Annotated in this window: 12 protein-coding genes, 1 other RNA gene and 1 other annotated feature; of the genes, 11 read left to right on the top strand and 2 right to left on the bottom strand. The window is 45.3% G+C overall.

The window, feature by feature from the left end; translation table 11 throughout:
- Positions 1–37: 37 nt before the first annotated feature.
- The gene (spoVB, locus tag GFC30_RS13865; RefSeq protein ID WP_066326424.1) at positions 38–1597 is read right to left on the bottom strand and encodes a stage V sporulation protein B; all 1560 of its coding nucleotides are present in this window, start codon (positions 1595–1597) and stop codon (positions 38–40) included.
- Positions 1598–1704: 107 nt separating this feature from the next.
- On the opposite strand from spoVB, the gene GFC30_RS13860 reads away from it, so the two are divergent.
- The 7 genes from GFC30_RS13860 to dtd all read left to right on the top strand — a co-directional run bounded on the left by GFC30_RS13860 (position 1705) and on the right by dtd (position 11293).
- Complete coding sequence (locus GFC30_RS13860; protein ID WP_066326422.1) at positions 1705–1995, top strand: post-transcriptional regulator; 291 nt, start codon at positions 1705–1707, stop codon at positions 1993–1995.
- Positions 1996–2147: 152 nt separating this feature from the next.
- The gene (gene secDF / locus GFC30_RS13855; RefSeq protein WP_066326420.1) at positions 2148–4400 is read left to right on the top strand and encodes a protein translocase subunit SecDF; all 2253 of its coding nucleotides are present in this window, start codon (positions 2148–2150) and stop codon (positions 4398–4400) included.
- A gap of 271 nt (positions 4401–4671) precedes the next feature.
- Positions 4672–5574 carry a cation diffusion facilitator family transporter gene (locus tag GFC30_RS13850; RefSeq protein ID WP_066326419.1) on the top strand — a complete coding sequence of 301 codons (903 nt, stop codon included), beginning with the start codon at positions 4672–4674 and terminating at the stop codon, positions 5572–5574.
- Positions 5575–5630: 56 nt separating this feature from the next.
- Entirely contained in the window at positions 5631–7988 is a 2358-nt protein-coding gene (gene recJ / locus GFC30_RS13845; RefSeq protein ID WP_066326418.1) for a single-stranded-DNA-specific exonuclease RecJ, read from the top strand.
- Positions 7979–8491, top strand: a complete 513-nt coding sequence (locus tag GFC30_RS13840) for an adenine phosphoribosyltransferase (RefSeq protein ID WP_066326417.1) — start codon at positions 7979–7981, stop codon at positions 8489–8491. The genes recJ and GFC30_RS13840 overlap by 10 nt, the downstream gene beginning before the upstream one ends.
- A 150-nt stretch (positions 8492–8641) precedes the next feature.
- Entirely contained in the window at positions 8642–10828 is a 2187-nt protein-coding gene (locus tag GFC30_RS13835; RefSeq protein WP_066326415.1) for a RelA/SpoT family protein, read from the top strand.
- Positions 10829–10840: 12 nt separating this feature from the next.
- Entirely contained in the window at positions 10841–11293 is a 453-nt protein-coding gene (gene dtd / locus GFC30_RS13830; RefSeq protein ID WP_066326414.1) for a D-aminoacyl-tRNA deacylase, read from the top strand.
- Between the two features lie 282 nt (positions 11294–11575).
- On the opposite strand, the gene GFC30_RS13825 is transcribed toward dtd, so the two are convergent.
- Positions 11576–12922: an N-acetylmuramoyl-L-alanine amidase family protein gene (locus tag GFC30_RS13825; RefSeq protein ID WP_084256380.1), complete on the bottom strand. Its 1347-nt coding sequence runs from the start codon at positions 12920–12922 to the stop codon at positions 11576–11578.
- Positions 12923–13128: 206 nt separating this feature from the next.
- On the opposite strand from GFC30_RS13825, the gene GFC30_RS17265 reads away from it, so the two are divergent.
- The 4 genes from GFC30_RS17265 (at position 13129) to ssrS (ending at position 17064) form a co-directional block, all read left to right on the top strand.
- A complete protein-coding gene (locus GFC30_RS17265; protein WP_169807013.1) occupies positions 13129–13305 on the top strand; it encodes a hypothetical protein in 177 nt (58 codons plus the stop codon).
- 58 nt (positions 13306–13363) lie between these two features.
- Positions 13364–13589: a binding site (T-box leader), on the top strand.
- 156 nt (positions 13590–13745) lie between these two features.
- A complete protein-coding gene (hisS, locus tag GFC30_RS13820; protein ID WP_066326411.1) occupies positions 13746–15017 on the top strand; it encodes a histidine--tRNA ligase in 1272 nt (423 codons plus the stop codon).
- Positions 15018–15028: 11 nt separating this feature from the next.
- Positions 15029–16810, top strand: a complete 1782-nt coding sequence (gene aspS, locus GFC30_RS13815; RefSeq protein WP_066326410.1) for an aspartate--tRNA ligase — start codon at positions 15029–15031, stop codon at positions 16808–16810.
- Positions 16811–16881: 71 nt separating this feature from the next.
- Positions 16882–17064: non-coding RNA, 6S RNA (gene ssrS, locus GFC30_RS13810), on the top strand.

Here is a 17064-nt window from a genome sequence, read left to right as displayed (position 1 = left end):
CTTGTTTTATCGAAAATATATTCACGCGCGGACATGTTTAGAAGCGCTTTTTTCGTAAAAACAGCCGAACGAATGGGAGGCGTGCCAATTCCTCGCATTTTACTAGATTGAACATGATTAAAAGAATGATATAGGTAACCGTTGTGACCGTAATTGCCATGAGCGTGCGAATATTAATGGGGAGTGAGTATTGCCAATAACGAAACGCGACATGTCCAATGAGTCCAGAAGCTGCCATTGTCAGGAGCGTATACACATACTCAAGCACATAGATGGAATACGAAATTGTTTGGACAATCGTCGCAAAATGAAGCAATGTCACAAGCACTGTTCCGATTGCAATCGCTAATGCTGCACCCATAATGCCTAATTTCGGTTGGGTGGCGAGCGCAAAAATGCAGGCAGTTTTCACTGCAGAGCCGATGAAACTATTTACCATCGCTGCTTTTGCTAAATCCAAGCCTTGCAAAACGGCTTGGAGTGGTCCTTGGCAGTAATAGAATAAGAAAAAAGGGGCCATTACTTGGACGAAAACGGCAGCGTTGCTCGTCCCGTACATAAGCAGCATAATCGGATCGGCAAACACATACAGTACGACTACCGCTAAGCCGCCTGTAATAAGGGAAAGACGCATTCCTTGTTGGACGCGATGTTCAATGAGTAGTGGTTGTCGTTGAGCTGCCGCCTCGCTAATCGCTGGAACGAGCGAAGTAGAAAGCGAATATGTAATAAATGACGGCAGCATTAATAACGGCAGCGCATATCCGGTTAATTCTCCGTATTGTTTCGTCGCAGCCGCTGTGGCGACGCCAGCTATCGCTAAACTGCGAGCAACGACAATCGGCTCCAAAAACCAAGCGATGGATCCGATAAGACGGCTTCCGGTTGTCGGAATGGCGATGCGTAACAACCCGATGAACGTTTCTCTTCCTGCTTTTACGTAGCGGAAAAATTGTGAGCGAAGTTTCATCGGCTTTTTCCGTTTGAATATATACACTAAATAAAAAAGAGAAGCCAATTCTCCGAGGACGGCAGAAAACATCGCTCCCGCTGCGGCATACTCAATGCCGTACGGCAAAAACATCTCCGTGCAAAAGGCAATTAAGCTAATGCGGACGATTTGTTCAATTAGCTGCGAATACGCGTACGGCTTCATTTGCTGCCGCCCTTGAAAATAGCCGCGCAATACAGAAGAGACGGCAACGATTGGAACGACCGGTGCGACCGCTAGTAGTGGATAATACGTGCGGGCATCTGTAAAGAGCGTCGTTGCTAAAAAAGGAGCGAGTAGCACCATGGCGGGGAAAAATAAAACGCTTAACGTTCCGGTAATCACTAACGAAACAACGAGAATTTTTTTCACTTTTTGCTCGTCGCCCATCGTCTCTGCTTCCGCTACTAATTTCGAGATGGCAACAGGTAGCCCCATTTGTGTAAGTGTAATGGCCAATACTAGCGTCGGAACGGCCATCATATATAACCCGACCCCTTCTTCTCCGATGACGCGGGCAACGACGATGCGGTTAATAAACCCAAGCACGCGTGTAATGAGGCCGGCGACAATCAAAATAATCGTTCCTTGCAAAAATTTAGACATCTGACTCCCCTCCCTTCTCAAATAGGACAATCTTTTATACAATTAACTATATGCATGACATGCGAACGAGCATGACAAGTTTGCCTTGAAAATGGGGAGCGATGACGATGGCAAAAGAACAAATAGAAAAGTTGAGGGCGGAGCTTATGCCTGCATTACAATGCAAATATGATGAATTTCGCTTGTTAGGATATGAGCAGGTGACACTCGAACAAATTTGGGAGTGCCTGCTACAAAAAAGGTGGAAAATATTAGAGGAAAAAAAGCTGTATGAACTAGTAAGCGACATTTTATCGCTCTCAATTGGCGAATATATGGCGTTTCTCACGATGTCATCGTATCGAGAGCAACATATAAAAGCGGACGACTTACAATCGCTTATAGATGAGTTATCATAGGGAAGTGGAAATTCTCTATTGGGGATATGGGGATGTTTTTCATTGTCATACGTTTGTTATTGTAGAAAATTGACAGTTTGTCGAAACTGCTTCATAATAGGTATGTTAAGGCGGTTATGGACATGTTTGGTGAGAACACAAGGAGGATTTTTATGGTAAAAAGAAGTCGCATCATTGCGTTTTTCCTGATTGTGCTTTTATTAGGGGGCACGATGGGAACGACGATTCAAGGAATTTTACATAACATAAAGCTAGGTCTTGACTTACAAGGCGGATTTGAAGTGTTGTATGAAGTAAAGCCGGCGAAAAAAGGCGACAAAATTGATAAAGACACGCTTGCGAGCACCGTAAGTGCGTTAAATAAACGGATTAACGTGCTTGGCGTGAGCGAGCCGAACATCCAGACGGAAGGAAACAACCGAATTCGTGTGCAGCTTGCTGGGGTGAAAGACCAAAATCAGGCGCGCGAAATTTTATCGACGCAAGCGAAATTAACGTTTCGCGACGTGCATGATAACGTATTGATGGATGGAAGCGACCTTGTCGAAGGTGGAGCGAAGCTTTCGTTTGATGAACATGGAAAACCGAGCGTTGCCATTAAGCTAAAAGATGCAAACAAATTTAAACAGGTAACCGAAAAAGTATATAAAATGGGTTCGCCAAATAACTTGTTGGTCATTTGGCTTGACTTTAAAGACGGGGTCGATTCGTACGCAAAAGAAGCGGGAAAAGCAAAGCCAAAATATATTTCTGCTGCCGCTGTCAACCAAGTGTTTGACCAGACAGACGTATCGATCGTCGGAAACTTTACTGTCGAGGAAGCAAAACAGCTCGCGAACTTGTTGAATGCAGGCGCTCTTCCGGTCGAGTTAAAAGAAATTTATTCGACGTCCGTTGGGGCACAGTTTGGAGAAAACGCGTTGCAAAAAACGATTTTTGCGGGCATTGTCGGTGTGGCAGCCATTTTCTTGTTTATGATTGCTTACTATCGCTTTCCAGGGCTTATTGCCGTTATTACGCTTTCCGTTTACATTTATTTAATTTTGCTCGTCTTTGATTGGATGAACGGTGTATTGACGTTGCCAGGAATCGCGGCGCTCATTTTAGGGGTCGGTATGGCGGTCGATGCCAATATTATTACGTATGAGCGAATTAAAGATGAAATTAAGCTCGGGAAGTCCATCATGTCCGCGTATCGCACGGGAAATAAAGGAGCATTTGCTACTATTTTCGATGCTAATATTACGACAATTATTGCTGGTGTCGTGCTGTTTATTTATGGCACAAGCTCGGTAAAAGGATTTGCAACAATGCTTATCATTAGCATTTTAGCAAGCTTTATTACCGCCGTATATGGTACGCGTTTATTGCTCGGACTGCTTGTGCAAAGCCGTTTCTTAAACAATAAACCAACCTATTTTGGCGTGAAGAAAGCGGAAATTTTAAATATTGCTGAAACGAATGAAGAAACGGAAGTACCGACAAAATTTGACCACCTTGATTTCGTAAAGCACAGTAAAAAATTCTTTATCCTTTCTGGCGCATTGACGGTTGCCGGCATTATTGCACTATTGACGATGAGGCTGAATCTTGGGATTGACTTTGCGAGCGGGACGCGCGTCGAAGTGATGAGCGATCAAAAACTAAACGTACATCAGCTAGAAACGGAATTTCAAAAGCTTCATTTACAGCCGAAAGATATCGTGCTCGCAGGAAATAAAGGCGAAGTTGGTGTTGCGCGCTTTATGGGCGTCTTAAGCAAAAAGGAAATTTCTAAATTGAAGACGCATTTTAAAAAACAATACGGGTTTGATCCGAATGTCAGCACCGTATCGCCGACAGTCGGAAAAGAATTGGCACGAAATGCCTTTATCGCGGTCATCATTTCTTCTATTGGCATCATTGTTTATGTTACGCTTCGGTTTGAAATGTATATGGCGCTTGCAGCAATCATTGCGTTACTACACGATGCATTCATCATTGTGACGTTTTTCAGCTTAACTCGTCTAGAAGTGGATTTAACGTTTATCGCCGCAGTGTTAACGATTATCGGCTATTCGATTAACGATACGATCGTTACGTTTGACCGTATTCGCGATTTAATGAAACGTCGGAAAGTGAAAACAGTGGACGATTTAAAGCATATCGTCAACCGCGCGTTGCAACAAACGTTCACTCGTTCCATTAACACAGTATTGACAGTTATTTTCACGGTTGTTGCGCTGTTACTGTTCGGAAGTGAAGCAATCCGTAACTTTAACGTAGCGTTATTCGTCGGATTAATTTGCGGCGTCTACTCATCGTTATTTATCGCTTCCCAGCTATGGGTCGTTTGGAAAGGAAAGCAGTTGAAAAAAGGAAAAGTAAAGAAACAGCCGCTGAAAGAGGCGGAGCCGGAAGTATAAGCAATAGGATGCCTAGAAATGGGCATCCTATTTTTATTAAGGAAAGAAAGTATAAAATTTTGCGATTGGGTAGAGAACTGTCTAGCTCCAAGCGCCATCAGTGTGATGCACTCTACCCCTTCTTTCGGTGGCGACACACTGAGTTCGCTTCTTTGAAATATCCTTGCAAGCCCAAGCTTTGTTTGTGCTGAGCCTCCTCGGTGGGGCTTGTGCGTTCTTCGCTCATAGGCGGGTGCTTTTCTTATGGAATCAACGGGAAAGGAAGAGAACGGTGAAAAAAGAAGAACGTTTTCGACAAGCTCAATTTGCAGCAGTAGTTGGCATCATCGGAAACATTGTACTTGCGGTAGTCAAAGCTATCGCCGGAGTAGTCGGACATAGTAAAGCGCTTCTTGCTGATGCCGTGCACTCTGCATCCGATGTCGCTGGGTCGGTTGCGGTGTTGGTCGGACTGCGTGTGGCGAAACAGCCGCCTGATGAAGACCATCCTTACGGACACGGCAAGGCGGAATCGATTGCTGCCATTATTGTCGCTGTGCTCCTATTTGTCGTCGGCATCGAAATTGGCAGAGCATCACTCGCATCATTTTTTAAGCCACTTCGTCCGCCAGAGATGGTCACTGTTTATGTCGTTGTTGCTTCGATTGCTGTGAAAGAAGCGATGTTTCGTTATAAATATCGGCTCGGAAAAAAATTAAAGAGCGATGCGATTATTGTAAATGCTTATGAGCATCGTTCTGACGTTTTTTCTTCCATCGCCGCCCTAATCGGCATCGGTGCCGCCATCGTCGGTTCTGATTTTGGTATCGACTGGCTTGTCTATGCCGATCCGGTCGCGGGGCTATTTGTTTCTATTCTTGTCATTAAAATGGCATGGACGCTTGGAAAAGAGTCGATTCATACGACGCTTGACCATGTACTGCACGAAGAAGACATCGAGCCGTTTCGTGAAGCGGTATTGCAAATTCCTGAAGTACAGAAACTTCATGAACTGCATGCGCGCGAGCACGGGCATTACGTGATTATTGATGTGAAGATCGCCGTCGATCCGACGCTAACCGTCGAAGAAGGGCATCGAATCGGTAAACGTGTGAAAGAGCGTCTTCTTTCGTTTGCCAATGTCGAGAACGTATTGGTGCATGTGAATCCGCACTATCAGAAAAAAAACGAGTAACTTCATTGCTCGTCTTTTCCTCCTTTTGTATAATAGGGGGAGTTGAGGTGGGGCATATGTTAACAGCAAAAACACGTTGGGATGTCAAACGTCCTAGTCTAGATAAAGTCAATCAGCTTGTCGAGCGATTAAATATCGCTCCGCTTGTCGCGTCATTGCTTATCAATCGCGGCATCGAAACAGCGGAAGCAGCAAAGGCGTTTTTAATGCCGGAAAAGCAGCCGCTTCATGACCCGTTTTTATTTGACAGCATGGAACAAGCGGTCGAACGAATTCGTCGAGCGATTCAAGCAAGAGAACGTATTCTTGTCTTTGGCGATTACGATGCTGACGGCGTTAGCAGCACGACCGTTATGATGAGCGCACTAAACGAATTAGGAGCGAACGCTGACTTTTATATTCCTAACCGCTTTACTGAAGGATACGGACCGAACGAGCCAGCGTTTCGCCTAGCAAAAGCGCAAGGTGTTTCGCTTATTATCACGGTTGACACAGGAATTGCTGCGGTAAAAGAGATAGCACTGGCGAATGAACTTGGAATGGATGTCATCATTACTGACCATCACGAACCGGGACCAGTGTTGCCAGAGGCGCTCGCCATCATTCATCCGAAAATAGGGCGGTATCCGTTTCGTGAACTGGCTGGGGTTGGGGTGGCATTTAAGCTAGCTCACGCGTTGCTTGGAGACGTGCCAGAGCATTTGCTAGACGTCGTGGCGATTGGAACAATTGCCGATCTTGTGTCGTTAACAGGCGAAAATCGTTCGCTCGTCGTCCGCGGCTTAGAACAATTGCGAAACACTGCGCGTATTGGGTTACGAACGTTACTTAAACAATGCGGAGTGAATCTTGCGCAGGTGAACGAAGAAACCGTTGGCTTTGTCATCGCTCCACGCATTAATGCGGTCGGACGGTTAGGCGATGCCGCTCCGGCAGTGAAGTTATTAATGACCGACGACGAAGCAGAAGCGCAGCAGTTAGCGGCAGAGATGGACGTGCTTAACCGCGAACGGCAAAAGCTCGTCAGCGACATCACCGAAGAAGCGGTAGCGATAATTGAACGAACGTTTCCACTAGACGCGAACCGTGTGCTTGTCGTCGCAAAAGAGGGATGGAACGCAGGTGTGGTTGGCATTGTTGCTTCAAAGCTAGTGGAACGGTTTTATCGTCCCACGATTGTGTTAAGCATTGACCGTGAAAAAGGAATAGCGAAAGGCTCAGGGCGCAGCATTCACGGTTTTGATCTTTTTCATCATCTATCGGCATGCCGCGACATTTTGCCGCATTTTGGGGGGCATCCGATGGCAGCTGGCATGACGCTTGCGATAGAGCATGTGGACGAGCTAAGAGAGCGGCTAAATCGGCAGGCATGGGAAACGTTAACAGAGGAGGATTTCTTGCCGGTTACATCGATTGATGCCGTCTGTTCTGTCCGAGACGTCACGTTAGAAGCGGTAGAACAACTAGAGCAACTCGCTCCGTTTGGCGCTGATAATCCAAAACCGTTTGTGTTGCTAGAAGAAGTGGCAGTGCAAACGATTCGCCGTATCGGGACGAACCAAGCTCATATTAAAATGTTGTTTGAACATGAAGGGCATACGCTTGACAGTGTTGGTTTCGGCTATGGCTATTTGCACGACGAAATCGCTTCTGATGCGAAAGTGTCCGTCGTTGGCACGTTATCTGTGAACGAGTGGAACTATTTACGTAAACCACAGCTTATGATTTGCGACGTTGCCGTACGAGAGTGGCAGTTGTTTGATTGGCGGGGAATCAAGCAAGTGCAGTCCGCTTTGGCGGCGCTTCCGCTTGATAAGCGGTTGCTGGTGGCATTTCGTCCAGAAACGATAGGGATATTGCAACTCGAAGCATATCGTGACGAAGTGCATATTATCATCTCGGAGGAAGAAGCAAATCGCATTTGCGCGGACGGCCGCTACCTTGTCCTTCTTGATTTGCCACCGAAGGTTGATGTATTAAAAGTTTTACTACATGGTAGTTTACCTGCGCGCATTTATGCGTTATTCTATCAAAGGGAGAATCATTTTTTTAGCACGCTACCAACGCGTGACCATTTTAAATGGTTATATTCGTTTTTGCGTCAGAAACGATCATTTGATGTGGAAAAATACGGCGCTGAATTGGCACGTTCGCGCGGATGGACGAATGAAACGGTTCATTTTATGGTACAAGTCTTTTTAGAGTTACAGTTTGTCACGCTAAAGCATGGTGTCGTTCAACTGGTAGAACAGCCAGCGAAGCGTGATTTAATGGATTCCCCAACCTACCGATTAAAACAAGCTCAACTAGAGCTCGAAAAAATGTTTGTTTATTCATCTTATGAACAATTAAAGCGCACCTTTTCTGAAATGAGAGGTTCGCAACTGTACGAGGAGGCAAAAACATGGATTTAAAACAATACGTCACGATCGTCCCGGACTTCCCAAAACCAGGCATTATGTTTAAAGACATTACGACGATCATGGATAAAGGAGAAGTTTACAAATACGCGACAGACCAAATCGTGCAATATGCGCGGGAAAGAGAAATTGATATTGTCGTCGGTCCGGAGGCGCGCGGATTTATTATCGGCTGTCCTGTTGCGTATGCGCTCGGCGTCGGCTTTGCTCCGGTGCGAAAAGAAGGGAAATTGCCGCGTGAAGTCGTTCGCGTCGAGTATGGCTTAGAGTACGGCAAGGACGTTTTGACGATGCATAAAGATGCGATTAAACCAGGGCAACGCGTCTTAATTACAGACGACTTATTGGCGACAGGCGGAACGATTGAAGCAACGATTAAGCTTGTTGAACAGCTTGGCGGTGTAGTGGCAGGAATTGCGTTTCTCATTGAGTTGACATATTTAGAAGGCCGGAAAAAGCTAGAGGGATACGATATTTTAACATTGATGCAATTTTAAACATCGACATCTTCGCATGAATTCGCTAAAATAGAAGGAAGAGATGTTTGCAAAGAGCACTCCGTAGGGTGCTCTTTCTTATTAACTCCAACTTTACATGTCGAAAAATTTCCACGATAATAGTATCAAATTTTATTTAAAGGTGATCTCATGGCCAACGAACAAGTGTTAACGGCGGAACAAGTCATCGAACAAGCGAGTCGTTATTTGTCCGAAAAAGACGTTGAATTGATAAAAAAAGCGTACGAATTTGCGAAACATGCTCATCGCGAGCAATATCGAAAATCAGGCGAACCATATATTATCCATCCGATTCAAGTTGCCGGCATTTTAGTTGATTTGAAAATGGACGCAGTTACGATCGCCGCCGGCTTTTTGCACGATGTCGTAGAAGATACCGTAGCGACAAAAGAAGATTTGGAAAAAGCGTTCGGCGAGGAAGTAGCGATGCTTGTCGACGGCGTCACGAAGCTTGGCAAAATTAAATATAAATCCCATGAAGAGCAGCAAGCGGAAAACCATCGGAAAATGTTTTTGGCGATGGCACAAGACATTCGCGTCATTTTAATTAAATTAGCGGATCGACTCCATAACATGCGGACGTTGAAGCATTTGCCGGTGGAAAAGCAACGGCGCATCGCCAATGAAACGCTTGAAATTTTTGCTCCGCTTGCGCACCGGCTCGGAATTTCAAAAATTAAATGGGAGCTAGAAGATACGGCGCTTCGTTATTTAAACCCGCAGCAATATTATCGGATCGTCAATTTGATGAAGAAAAAACGTGCGGAGCGCGAGCAATATTTAGAAGAAGTCATTCAAGAAATGCGTGAACGGTTAAACGAAGTGTCCATTAAAGGTGAAATTTCTGGCAGACCGAAACATATTTACAGCATTTATCGGAAAATGGTGTTGCAAAATAAACAATTTAACGAAATTTACGATTTGTTGGCCATCCGCATTATCGTCCATAGTATTAAAGATTGCTATGCGGTGTTAGGCATTATTCATACATGTTGGAAACCGATGCCAGGTCGTTTTAAAGACTATATTGCAATGCCAAAGCCAAACATGTATCAATCGTTGCATACCACGGTGGTTGGTCCGAAAGGCGAGCCACTGGAAGTACAAATTCGCACGTTTGAAATGCATCAAATTGCGGAATTCGGGATTGCCGCCCACTGGGCGTATAAAGAGGGAAAGACGGTAAAACCGAATTCGTTTGAAGAAAAACTTTCTTGGTTTCGGGAAATTTTAGAATGGCAAAACGATGCAAGCAATGCAGAAGAGTTCATGGAAACACTCAAAATGGACTTGTTCTCTGATATGGTGTTCGTCTTTACGCCAAAAGGAGACGTCATTGAACTCCCTGCTGGGTCAGTACCAATCGATTTCGCCTACCGGATTCATTCGGAAATCGGAAACAAAACAATCGGCGCTAAAGTGAACGGCAAAATGGTGCCACTCGATTACAAATTAAAAACGGGTGACATTGTGGAAATTTTAACATCGAAACATTCGTATGGACCGAGCCAAGATTGGTTGAAGTTAGCGCAAACGTCTCATGCGAAAAATAAAATTCGCCAATTTTTCAAAAAGCAACGCAGGGAAGAAAATATTGAAAAAGGAAAAGAAATGGTAGAAAAAGAAATTCGCAACCTTGGCTTCGACGTCAAAGACATTTTAACAACCGAAAATGTCAAACGGGTAGCGGAGAAATTTAACTTTTCCAATGAAGAAGATATGTACGCAGCTGTCGGCTATCACGGGATTACAGCAGCGCAAATTGCCCATCGGTTAACGGATAAATGGCGGAAGCAGCGCGATTTAGAAGAGCAACAAAAAAAATTAGCCGAAGCGGTGCAAGAAATAAAAACGCCGATTGGAAAAAAACGTGATTGCGGCATTCGTGTGCAAGGAATCGATAATTTATTAATTCGTTTGTCGCGCTGCTGTAACCCAGTTCCAGGCGATGAAATTATCGGATTTATTACGAGAGGGCGCGGCGTTTCCGATTGTCCGAACGTGCAAATAGAAGAAGCGGAAGACCGGCTCATTTCGGTCGAGTGGGAAAGCGATGCGAAAACGAGTCGCGAATACAATGTAGAAATTGAAATTTCCGGTTTTGACCGACGTGGATTATTAAATGAAGTGTTGCAGGCGGTGAATGAAACGAAAACGGATATTTCCGCAGTTTCTGGGAGATCGGATCATCGAAATAAGATCGCAACCATTCACATGACGATTGCCATTCGCAATATTAGCCATTTACAAAAAATCGTCGAACGAATTAAACAAATTCCAGACATTTACTCAGTTCAACGAATAATGAATAACTAGAAAGGGATTGTTATGCGAGTAGTCGTACAACGAGCAAAACAGGCGAAAGTGACCGTCAACGGGGAAACGGTCGGCTGTATTGATTTTGGATTGGTGCTTCTTGTCGGAGTTACCCATCATGATACAAACGAAGATGCGGCGTTTGTTGCCGATAAAATTGCGAATTTGCGCATTTTTGAAGACGATGACGGGAAAATGAACGTATCGCTTCTCGATGTTGGCGGTGCCGTATTGTCAGTGTCGCAATTTACACTATACGGCGATTGCCGAAAAGGACGACGGCCGAATTTTATGGAAGCCGCAAGACCAGAGCATGCGCTTTCGATTTATGAGACGTTCAATGAAGAATTAAGAAAAAAAGGAATTACGGTGGAAACGGGTCAATTTGGTGCGATGATGGAAGTGACGCTCACGAACGACGGTCCGGTCACCCTTATCGTTGAAAGTAAAGAAAAAAGCGAGTGACGGATGGTTGCTCGTTTTTTTTAAAAGATAGGAAAGAATAAAATTTTGCAATTGGGCAAAGAGATGTCTAGCCCCAAGCGCCATCGATGTGATGCGCTTCGCCCCTTCTTTCCTAAGCTTCCTCGGTGGGGCTTGTACAGGCAGGCGCTTTGCGCTTTTCTTATTGGCGAAGAGGGTGTTCCGTTGCTTTTGGGACACCCTCAGTCGACAGAGCCAAGCTGTTTTTGATTATCTAATCAACAAATTGCGTTATAGATCATTCAAACCGCATTTTCGCTGTTTCTATTGGCTAAAGTAGCGCTGCAGCCCGTTGATGATGGCGGTTACTACTTGCTGCTGGTAAGCGTCGGAACGAATAATAGCTAACTCTGTTGGATTGCTGACATACCCGAGTTCTAATAAGACCGATGGAATCGTTGTTTCGCGAATGACGTGGAAATCACCGAATCGAACGCCGCGATATGGAATAGCTAACCCTTGCGCGAAAAACGGGTCGAGCGATAACGCAAGCGGGTAGTCGCTTTGTTGGTCGTAATAATAGACGGTCATTCCACTTGCTAAGTTTGGAGAACTGTCGTAATGAATGCTAATAAACGCATCGGCATGATATTGATGGGCGATGCGGACGCGTTCTTGTAGCGTAAGGTACGTGTCATCGGTTCGCGTAAGGTAAACAGTGGCTCCAGTTTTTTCTAGCGCCTGCTTTAAACGCAGCGCGGTGTTGAGCGTCAACGTCTTTTCCATTACGCCATCGCTTCCGATTGTGCCGCTATCTTTGCCGCCATGGCCAGGGTCGATGACGATGATTTTCTTCTCAATCGTTTCATTATTATTGCTACTGCGGACAATGGAAACGACCCATTCGGCAATATAGCCGCTATTTCCCTCTGGAAGTTCTACTTTATACCACGTTCCTTCTTTCGCAAGGACGTGAAACTGTTCCCCTTTTCTTGCTACTTTTTGTACGCCCGCCGTCAGCGATGGTGCATTACGAACGTTTGTTCCGTCTTCTAACACTTTAATAGAATAAGAAGCGGTCATAATGTATGTACGGTATACCCATCCAGTCACAGTGCCGTTCACGTTTATTTGATACCAATCGGTTGTTTCGCCAACGATGCGCACTTCTTCTCCAAATGTTAGCTTTTGAATGACATTTGCTTGTAAAGACGGTTCTGCCCGTACGTTCAGCATATCGACAGCGACCGTTCCCGTTCGAGTCTGCATCGCGGGCGGTGCTGGATTCGCTGCATTAGAAGACACCGGAACGAGATAATCAGAAGCGACCCAACCGAGTAGCGTATTTTGTTTCATTTTGACCCATTGCCCGTTTCGGTCGATGACTTGGACAGTCTGTCCGCGCTGTAAATAGCCAATGATTTTTGCTTGTGGGCTCGGAGAAGTGCGGACGCGGAGCTGATTGACTGTCGCTTTCATTTGCATCGTTGTTTCGGCGACGTATTGTCGAGTAACCCAGCCTGTGTCTTTTGCCGATAGCCGCAAGTTTACCCATCCGTTCGTTTCTTGAAGGACAGGGTATGCTTCCCCTTGCCGAAGCTTTGCTTTTACTCGGTACGTTGTTCCTGGTCCTTCTCGGACGTTTAGCTGGTCTGCAGTCGTGACGACCATTTTTGCTTCTGCCCAAGTAGAAAGAGGGATGGACAATACTATAATGGCAAAAAGTAAATAAGTGATGGTAGCTCGTTTCAGAATTTCTCCTCCTTTCGTTAGTCGTCGGAATCATAATAATTCGATAAAAAATGAAAAAATCCTTTTATTTTTTTGTTAAACAGGAAAGATTAAAAAATGAATGTTGAAATGAAAGGATGACGACTGTGAGAAATAGTGAGAAGGGAGAGTTCGTTCATAAAAAGGGGGGCGAACTGTTTCATGTCGATTTTCATGAATTTATCCGCAAAGAACCGGACTATACGCCTTATGAGCTAGCATCAGAGTTTGGATTGACGCTTCGCGACGTCCAAAAGTTAAAAAAGCAACTGTTTCGTTCATAAATACGGTTTCTCGCTTGACAAACGGAAAATTCATTCGTAACATAAAAAATAAAATTGGGAAAAGCCGATGATGGAGAAAAGTAGTTAAGAGTACACATGGCCAGAGAGGAAATGCCGTAGGCTGTAAGCATTTCTCCATGATGACTTAACGAACGAACACTCCGTAGGTTTCTCTTTGAACGCTGTGGCTAGTAGAAGGGAACGCGCACCTGGCGTTATCAGGACAAAGTGGAAGCAGTTGCTTCAATTAGGGTGGCACCACGGGGTATACTCTCGTCCCTATGTTTTTGCATAGGGAAGGGAGTTTTTTTATGCTATCAGAACATGAGTGTTGATTATCCATTATTTTACTAAAAAACATAGAATCATATGGCTGAACACAAGCTTTTCTGATTGGCAAGATGCTTTTTTTACTTTACATAGAAGCAGGAGGATGTAGGATGTCATTTCAAATTCCGAGAGGGACGCAAGATATTTTGCCAGGGGAAGTGGAGAAATGGCAATATATTGAACAACTAGCGCGCGATCTTTGCCGCCGCTATAATTATCAAGAAATTCGCACACCAATGTTTGAGCATACGGAATTATTTTTACGGGGCGTCGGTGATACGACTGATATCGTGCAAAAGGAAATGTATACGTTTGAAGACCGCGGCGGTCGAAGTATCACGCTTCGTCCAGAAGGAACGGCAGCTGTTGTTCGGTCGTTCGTGGAACATAAAATGTATGGTCAGCCAAACCAGCCAGTGAAGCTCTATTACATCGGACCGATGTTTCGTTACGAGCGACCGCAAGCTGGGCGTTTTCGTCAATTTGTGCAGTTTGGCGTCGAAGCGCTTGGAAGCAACGACCCAGCAATCGACGCCGAAGTCATTGCATTGGCAATGGATCTTTATCAGTCGCTCGGCTTAAAGAAACTAAAGCTCGTTATTAATAGCCTCGGTGATGTTGAGAGCAGAAAAGCACATCGTCAAGCGCTTATTGACCATTTCAAAGAAAGAATTGGCGAATTTTGTGCAGACTGCCAAACACGCTTGGAAAAAAATCCAATGCGCATTTTAGATTGCAAAAAAGACCGTGATCACGAATTGATGGCAACGGCTCCATCCATTTTAGATTACTTAAATGAATCGTCGCGGACATATTTTGCGAAAGTGCAGACGTATTTGACAAAATTAGGGATCTCATTTGAAGTAGACCCTCGCCTCGTTCGTGGGTTGGATTATTATAACCATACGGCGTTTGAAATTATGAGTGAGGCGGAAGGATTTGGAGCGATTACGACGTTATGTGGAGGCGGTCGCTATAACGGGCTTGTGCAAGAAATTGGCGGGCCAGAAACACCAGGTATTGGTTTTGCACTGAGCATTGAACGGTTGCTCGCGGCATTACAAGCAGAAGGCATTTCATTGCCATTAGAAACTACGCTCGGTTGTTACGTCGTTTCGTTAGGCGAGAAAGCGAAAGAGGAAGTGACCGTGCTTGTTCATGCGTTGCGCCAAGCGGGTATCGCTGCAGAAAAAGACTATCAAGACCGGAAAGTAAAGGCGCAGCTAAAAGCGGCTGATCGTCTAAACGCGCAATATGTCGCGATCCTTGGCGACGATGAGCTCGAAAAGCAAGTGATTAATGTAAAAAATATGCAAACGGGCGAACAAACAGAAGTGTCGCTCGCTTCCTTTGTAGAATATGTCAAACAAGCTCTAGTATAGGAGGGATTTGGATGTTTGGAAGGACGTATTATTGTGGCGAAGTTAGCGAACGAGCAGTTGGCGAAAAAGTGACCTTAAAAGGATGGGTGCAACGACGTCGGGACCTTGGTGGGTTGATTTTTATCGACTTGCGCGACCGTACGGGCATTGTACAAATTGTCTTTAGCCCAGATGTATCTGAAGAAGCAATTCGCGTCGCGGAAACGATTCGTAGCGAATATGTGCTAGATGTAGAAGGCGTTGTCGTCCGCCGCGAGGAAGGACAAGTGAATCCGAATTTGCCGACCGGAAAGATTGAAGTGCATGTCGAGCGCGTAACGATTTTAAACGAGGCGAAAACACCGCCATTTACGATTGCCGATGACACTGACGTTGCTGAAGATGTGCGCTTAAAATATCGCTACTTAGATTTGCGTCGCCCTGTGATGTTCCAGACGTTTAAAATGCGCCATCAAGTAACGAAGGCGATTCGCGATTTTTTAGACGAAGAAGGCTTTTTAGAAGTAGAAACGCCGATTTTGACGAAAAGCACGCCAGAAGGTGCGCGCGACTACTTAGTACCAAGCCGTGTTCATCCAGGGGAATTTTATGCGCTGCCGCAATCGCCGCAAATTTTTAAACAATTGTTAATGGTTGGTGGCTTTGAGCGTTATTATCAAATTGCGCGCTGTTTCCGCGATGAAGATTTGCGGGCAGACCGCCAGCCGGAGTTTACACAAGTCGATATTGAAACATCGTTTATGAGCCAAGAAGAAATTATCGCGATGGTCGAGCGAATGATGGCGCGCGTCATGAAAGTGGCAAAAGGAATTGACGTCTCGCTTCCGTTCCCGCGCCTTTCGTACGACGAAGCGATTGCTCGGTACGGCTCGGACAAGCCGGATACGCGCTTTGGTATGGAATTAGTCGATGTGTCTGAACAGGTGAAAACAAGCGGCTTTAAAGTGTTTGCGAATGCAGTAGAAACCGGCGGTCAAGTAAAAGCAATCAACGTAAAAGGAGCCGCAGACAAATATTCCCGTAAAGATATTGACGGCTTGACCGAATTTGTTGCCCGTTACGGGGCGAAAGGATTAGCGTGGCTAAAAGTTGAAGAAGATGGGCTTAAAGGACCGATTTCCAAATTTTTTGCAGAACTAGAGCAAGAACGGCTTATCGAGGCGCTTGCTGCGGAAACAGGTGATTTGCTTTTATTTGTGGCAGATAAAAAGACGGTCGTTGCTGATGCGCTCGGAGCGTTACGGCTGAAGCTTGGCAAAGAATTAAAACTCATCGATGAAACAACGTTCCATTTCTTATGGATTACGGATTGGCCGCTGTTAGAGTACGATGAAGAAGAAGGGCGATATTATGCAGCGCACCATCCGTTTACGATGCCGGTGCGAGAAGACTTAGAAAAGCTTTCTACTGACCCAGCATCGGTTCGTGCCCAAGCTTACGATCTTGTGTTAAACGGTTATGAGTTAGGTGGTGGCTCACTACGGATTTTTGAGCGTGACGTGCAGGAAAAAATGTTTCAAGTGCTCGGGTTTACGGAAGAAGAAGCGCGTGCGCAGTTTGGCTTTTTACTCGAGGCGTTTGAATACGGCACTCCGCCGCATGGTGGCATTGCGCTCGGGCTTGACCGACTTGTCATGCTTCTTGCTGGGCGCACGAACTTGCGCGATACGATTGCTTTCCCGAAAACAGCAAGCGCAAGCTGCTTATTAACTGATGCACCGGGCGAAGTGAGCGAAAGCCAGCTTGAAGAATTGCATTTAGCGATCAAAACAGAAAATGTCAGTCGCGTGTAACGTGTGTCATGAAAAAGTAACAAGTCTGTTCATTGAAAAAGAAGAAAAAATGTGCTATGATACATTCAAGAATAGTCCTGATGTGTTCGTCGTATAACCTTATTGTTTTGACCGAACAATAAGTTATACGGGAGCTCGGAGTTTTCAAGCGGCGTACATGCCTCCATTTGAGGACGTGCAATGGTTGAAACAGAGCACCCACCTGCTGGGAGCGGGTTCAAAACGAAGGCATCGACGGCACGATTGGGACTTCC

The organism is Anoxybacillus amylolyticus, assembly GCF_001634285.1.
GTDB classification, from domain to species: domain Bacteria; phylum Bacillota; class Bacilli; order Bacillales; family Anoxybacillaceae; genus Anoxybacteroides; species Anoxybacteroides amylolyticum.
Note: the sequence above shows the minus strand (reverse complement) of the source record. Positions and strands in the feature narration are given on the sequence as shown.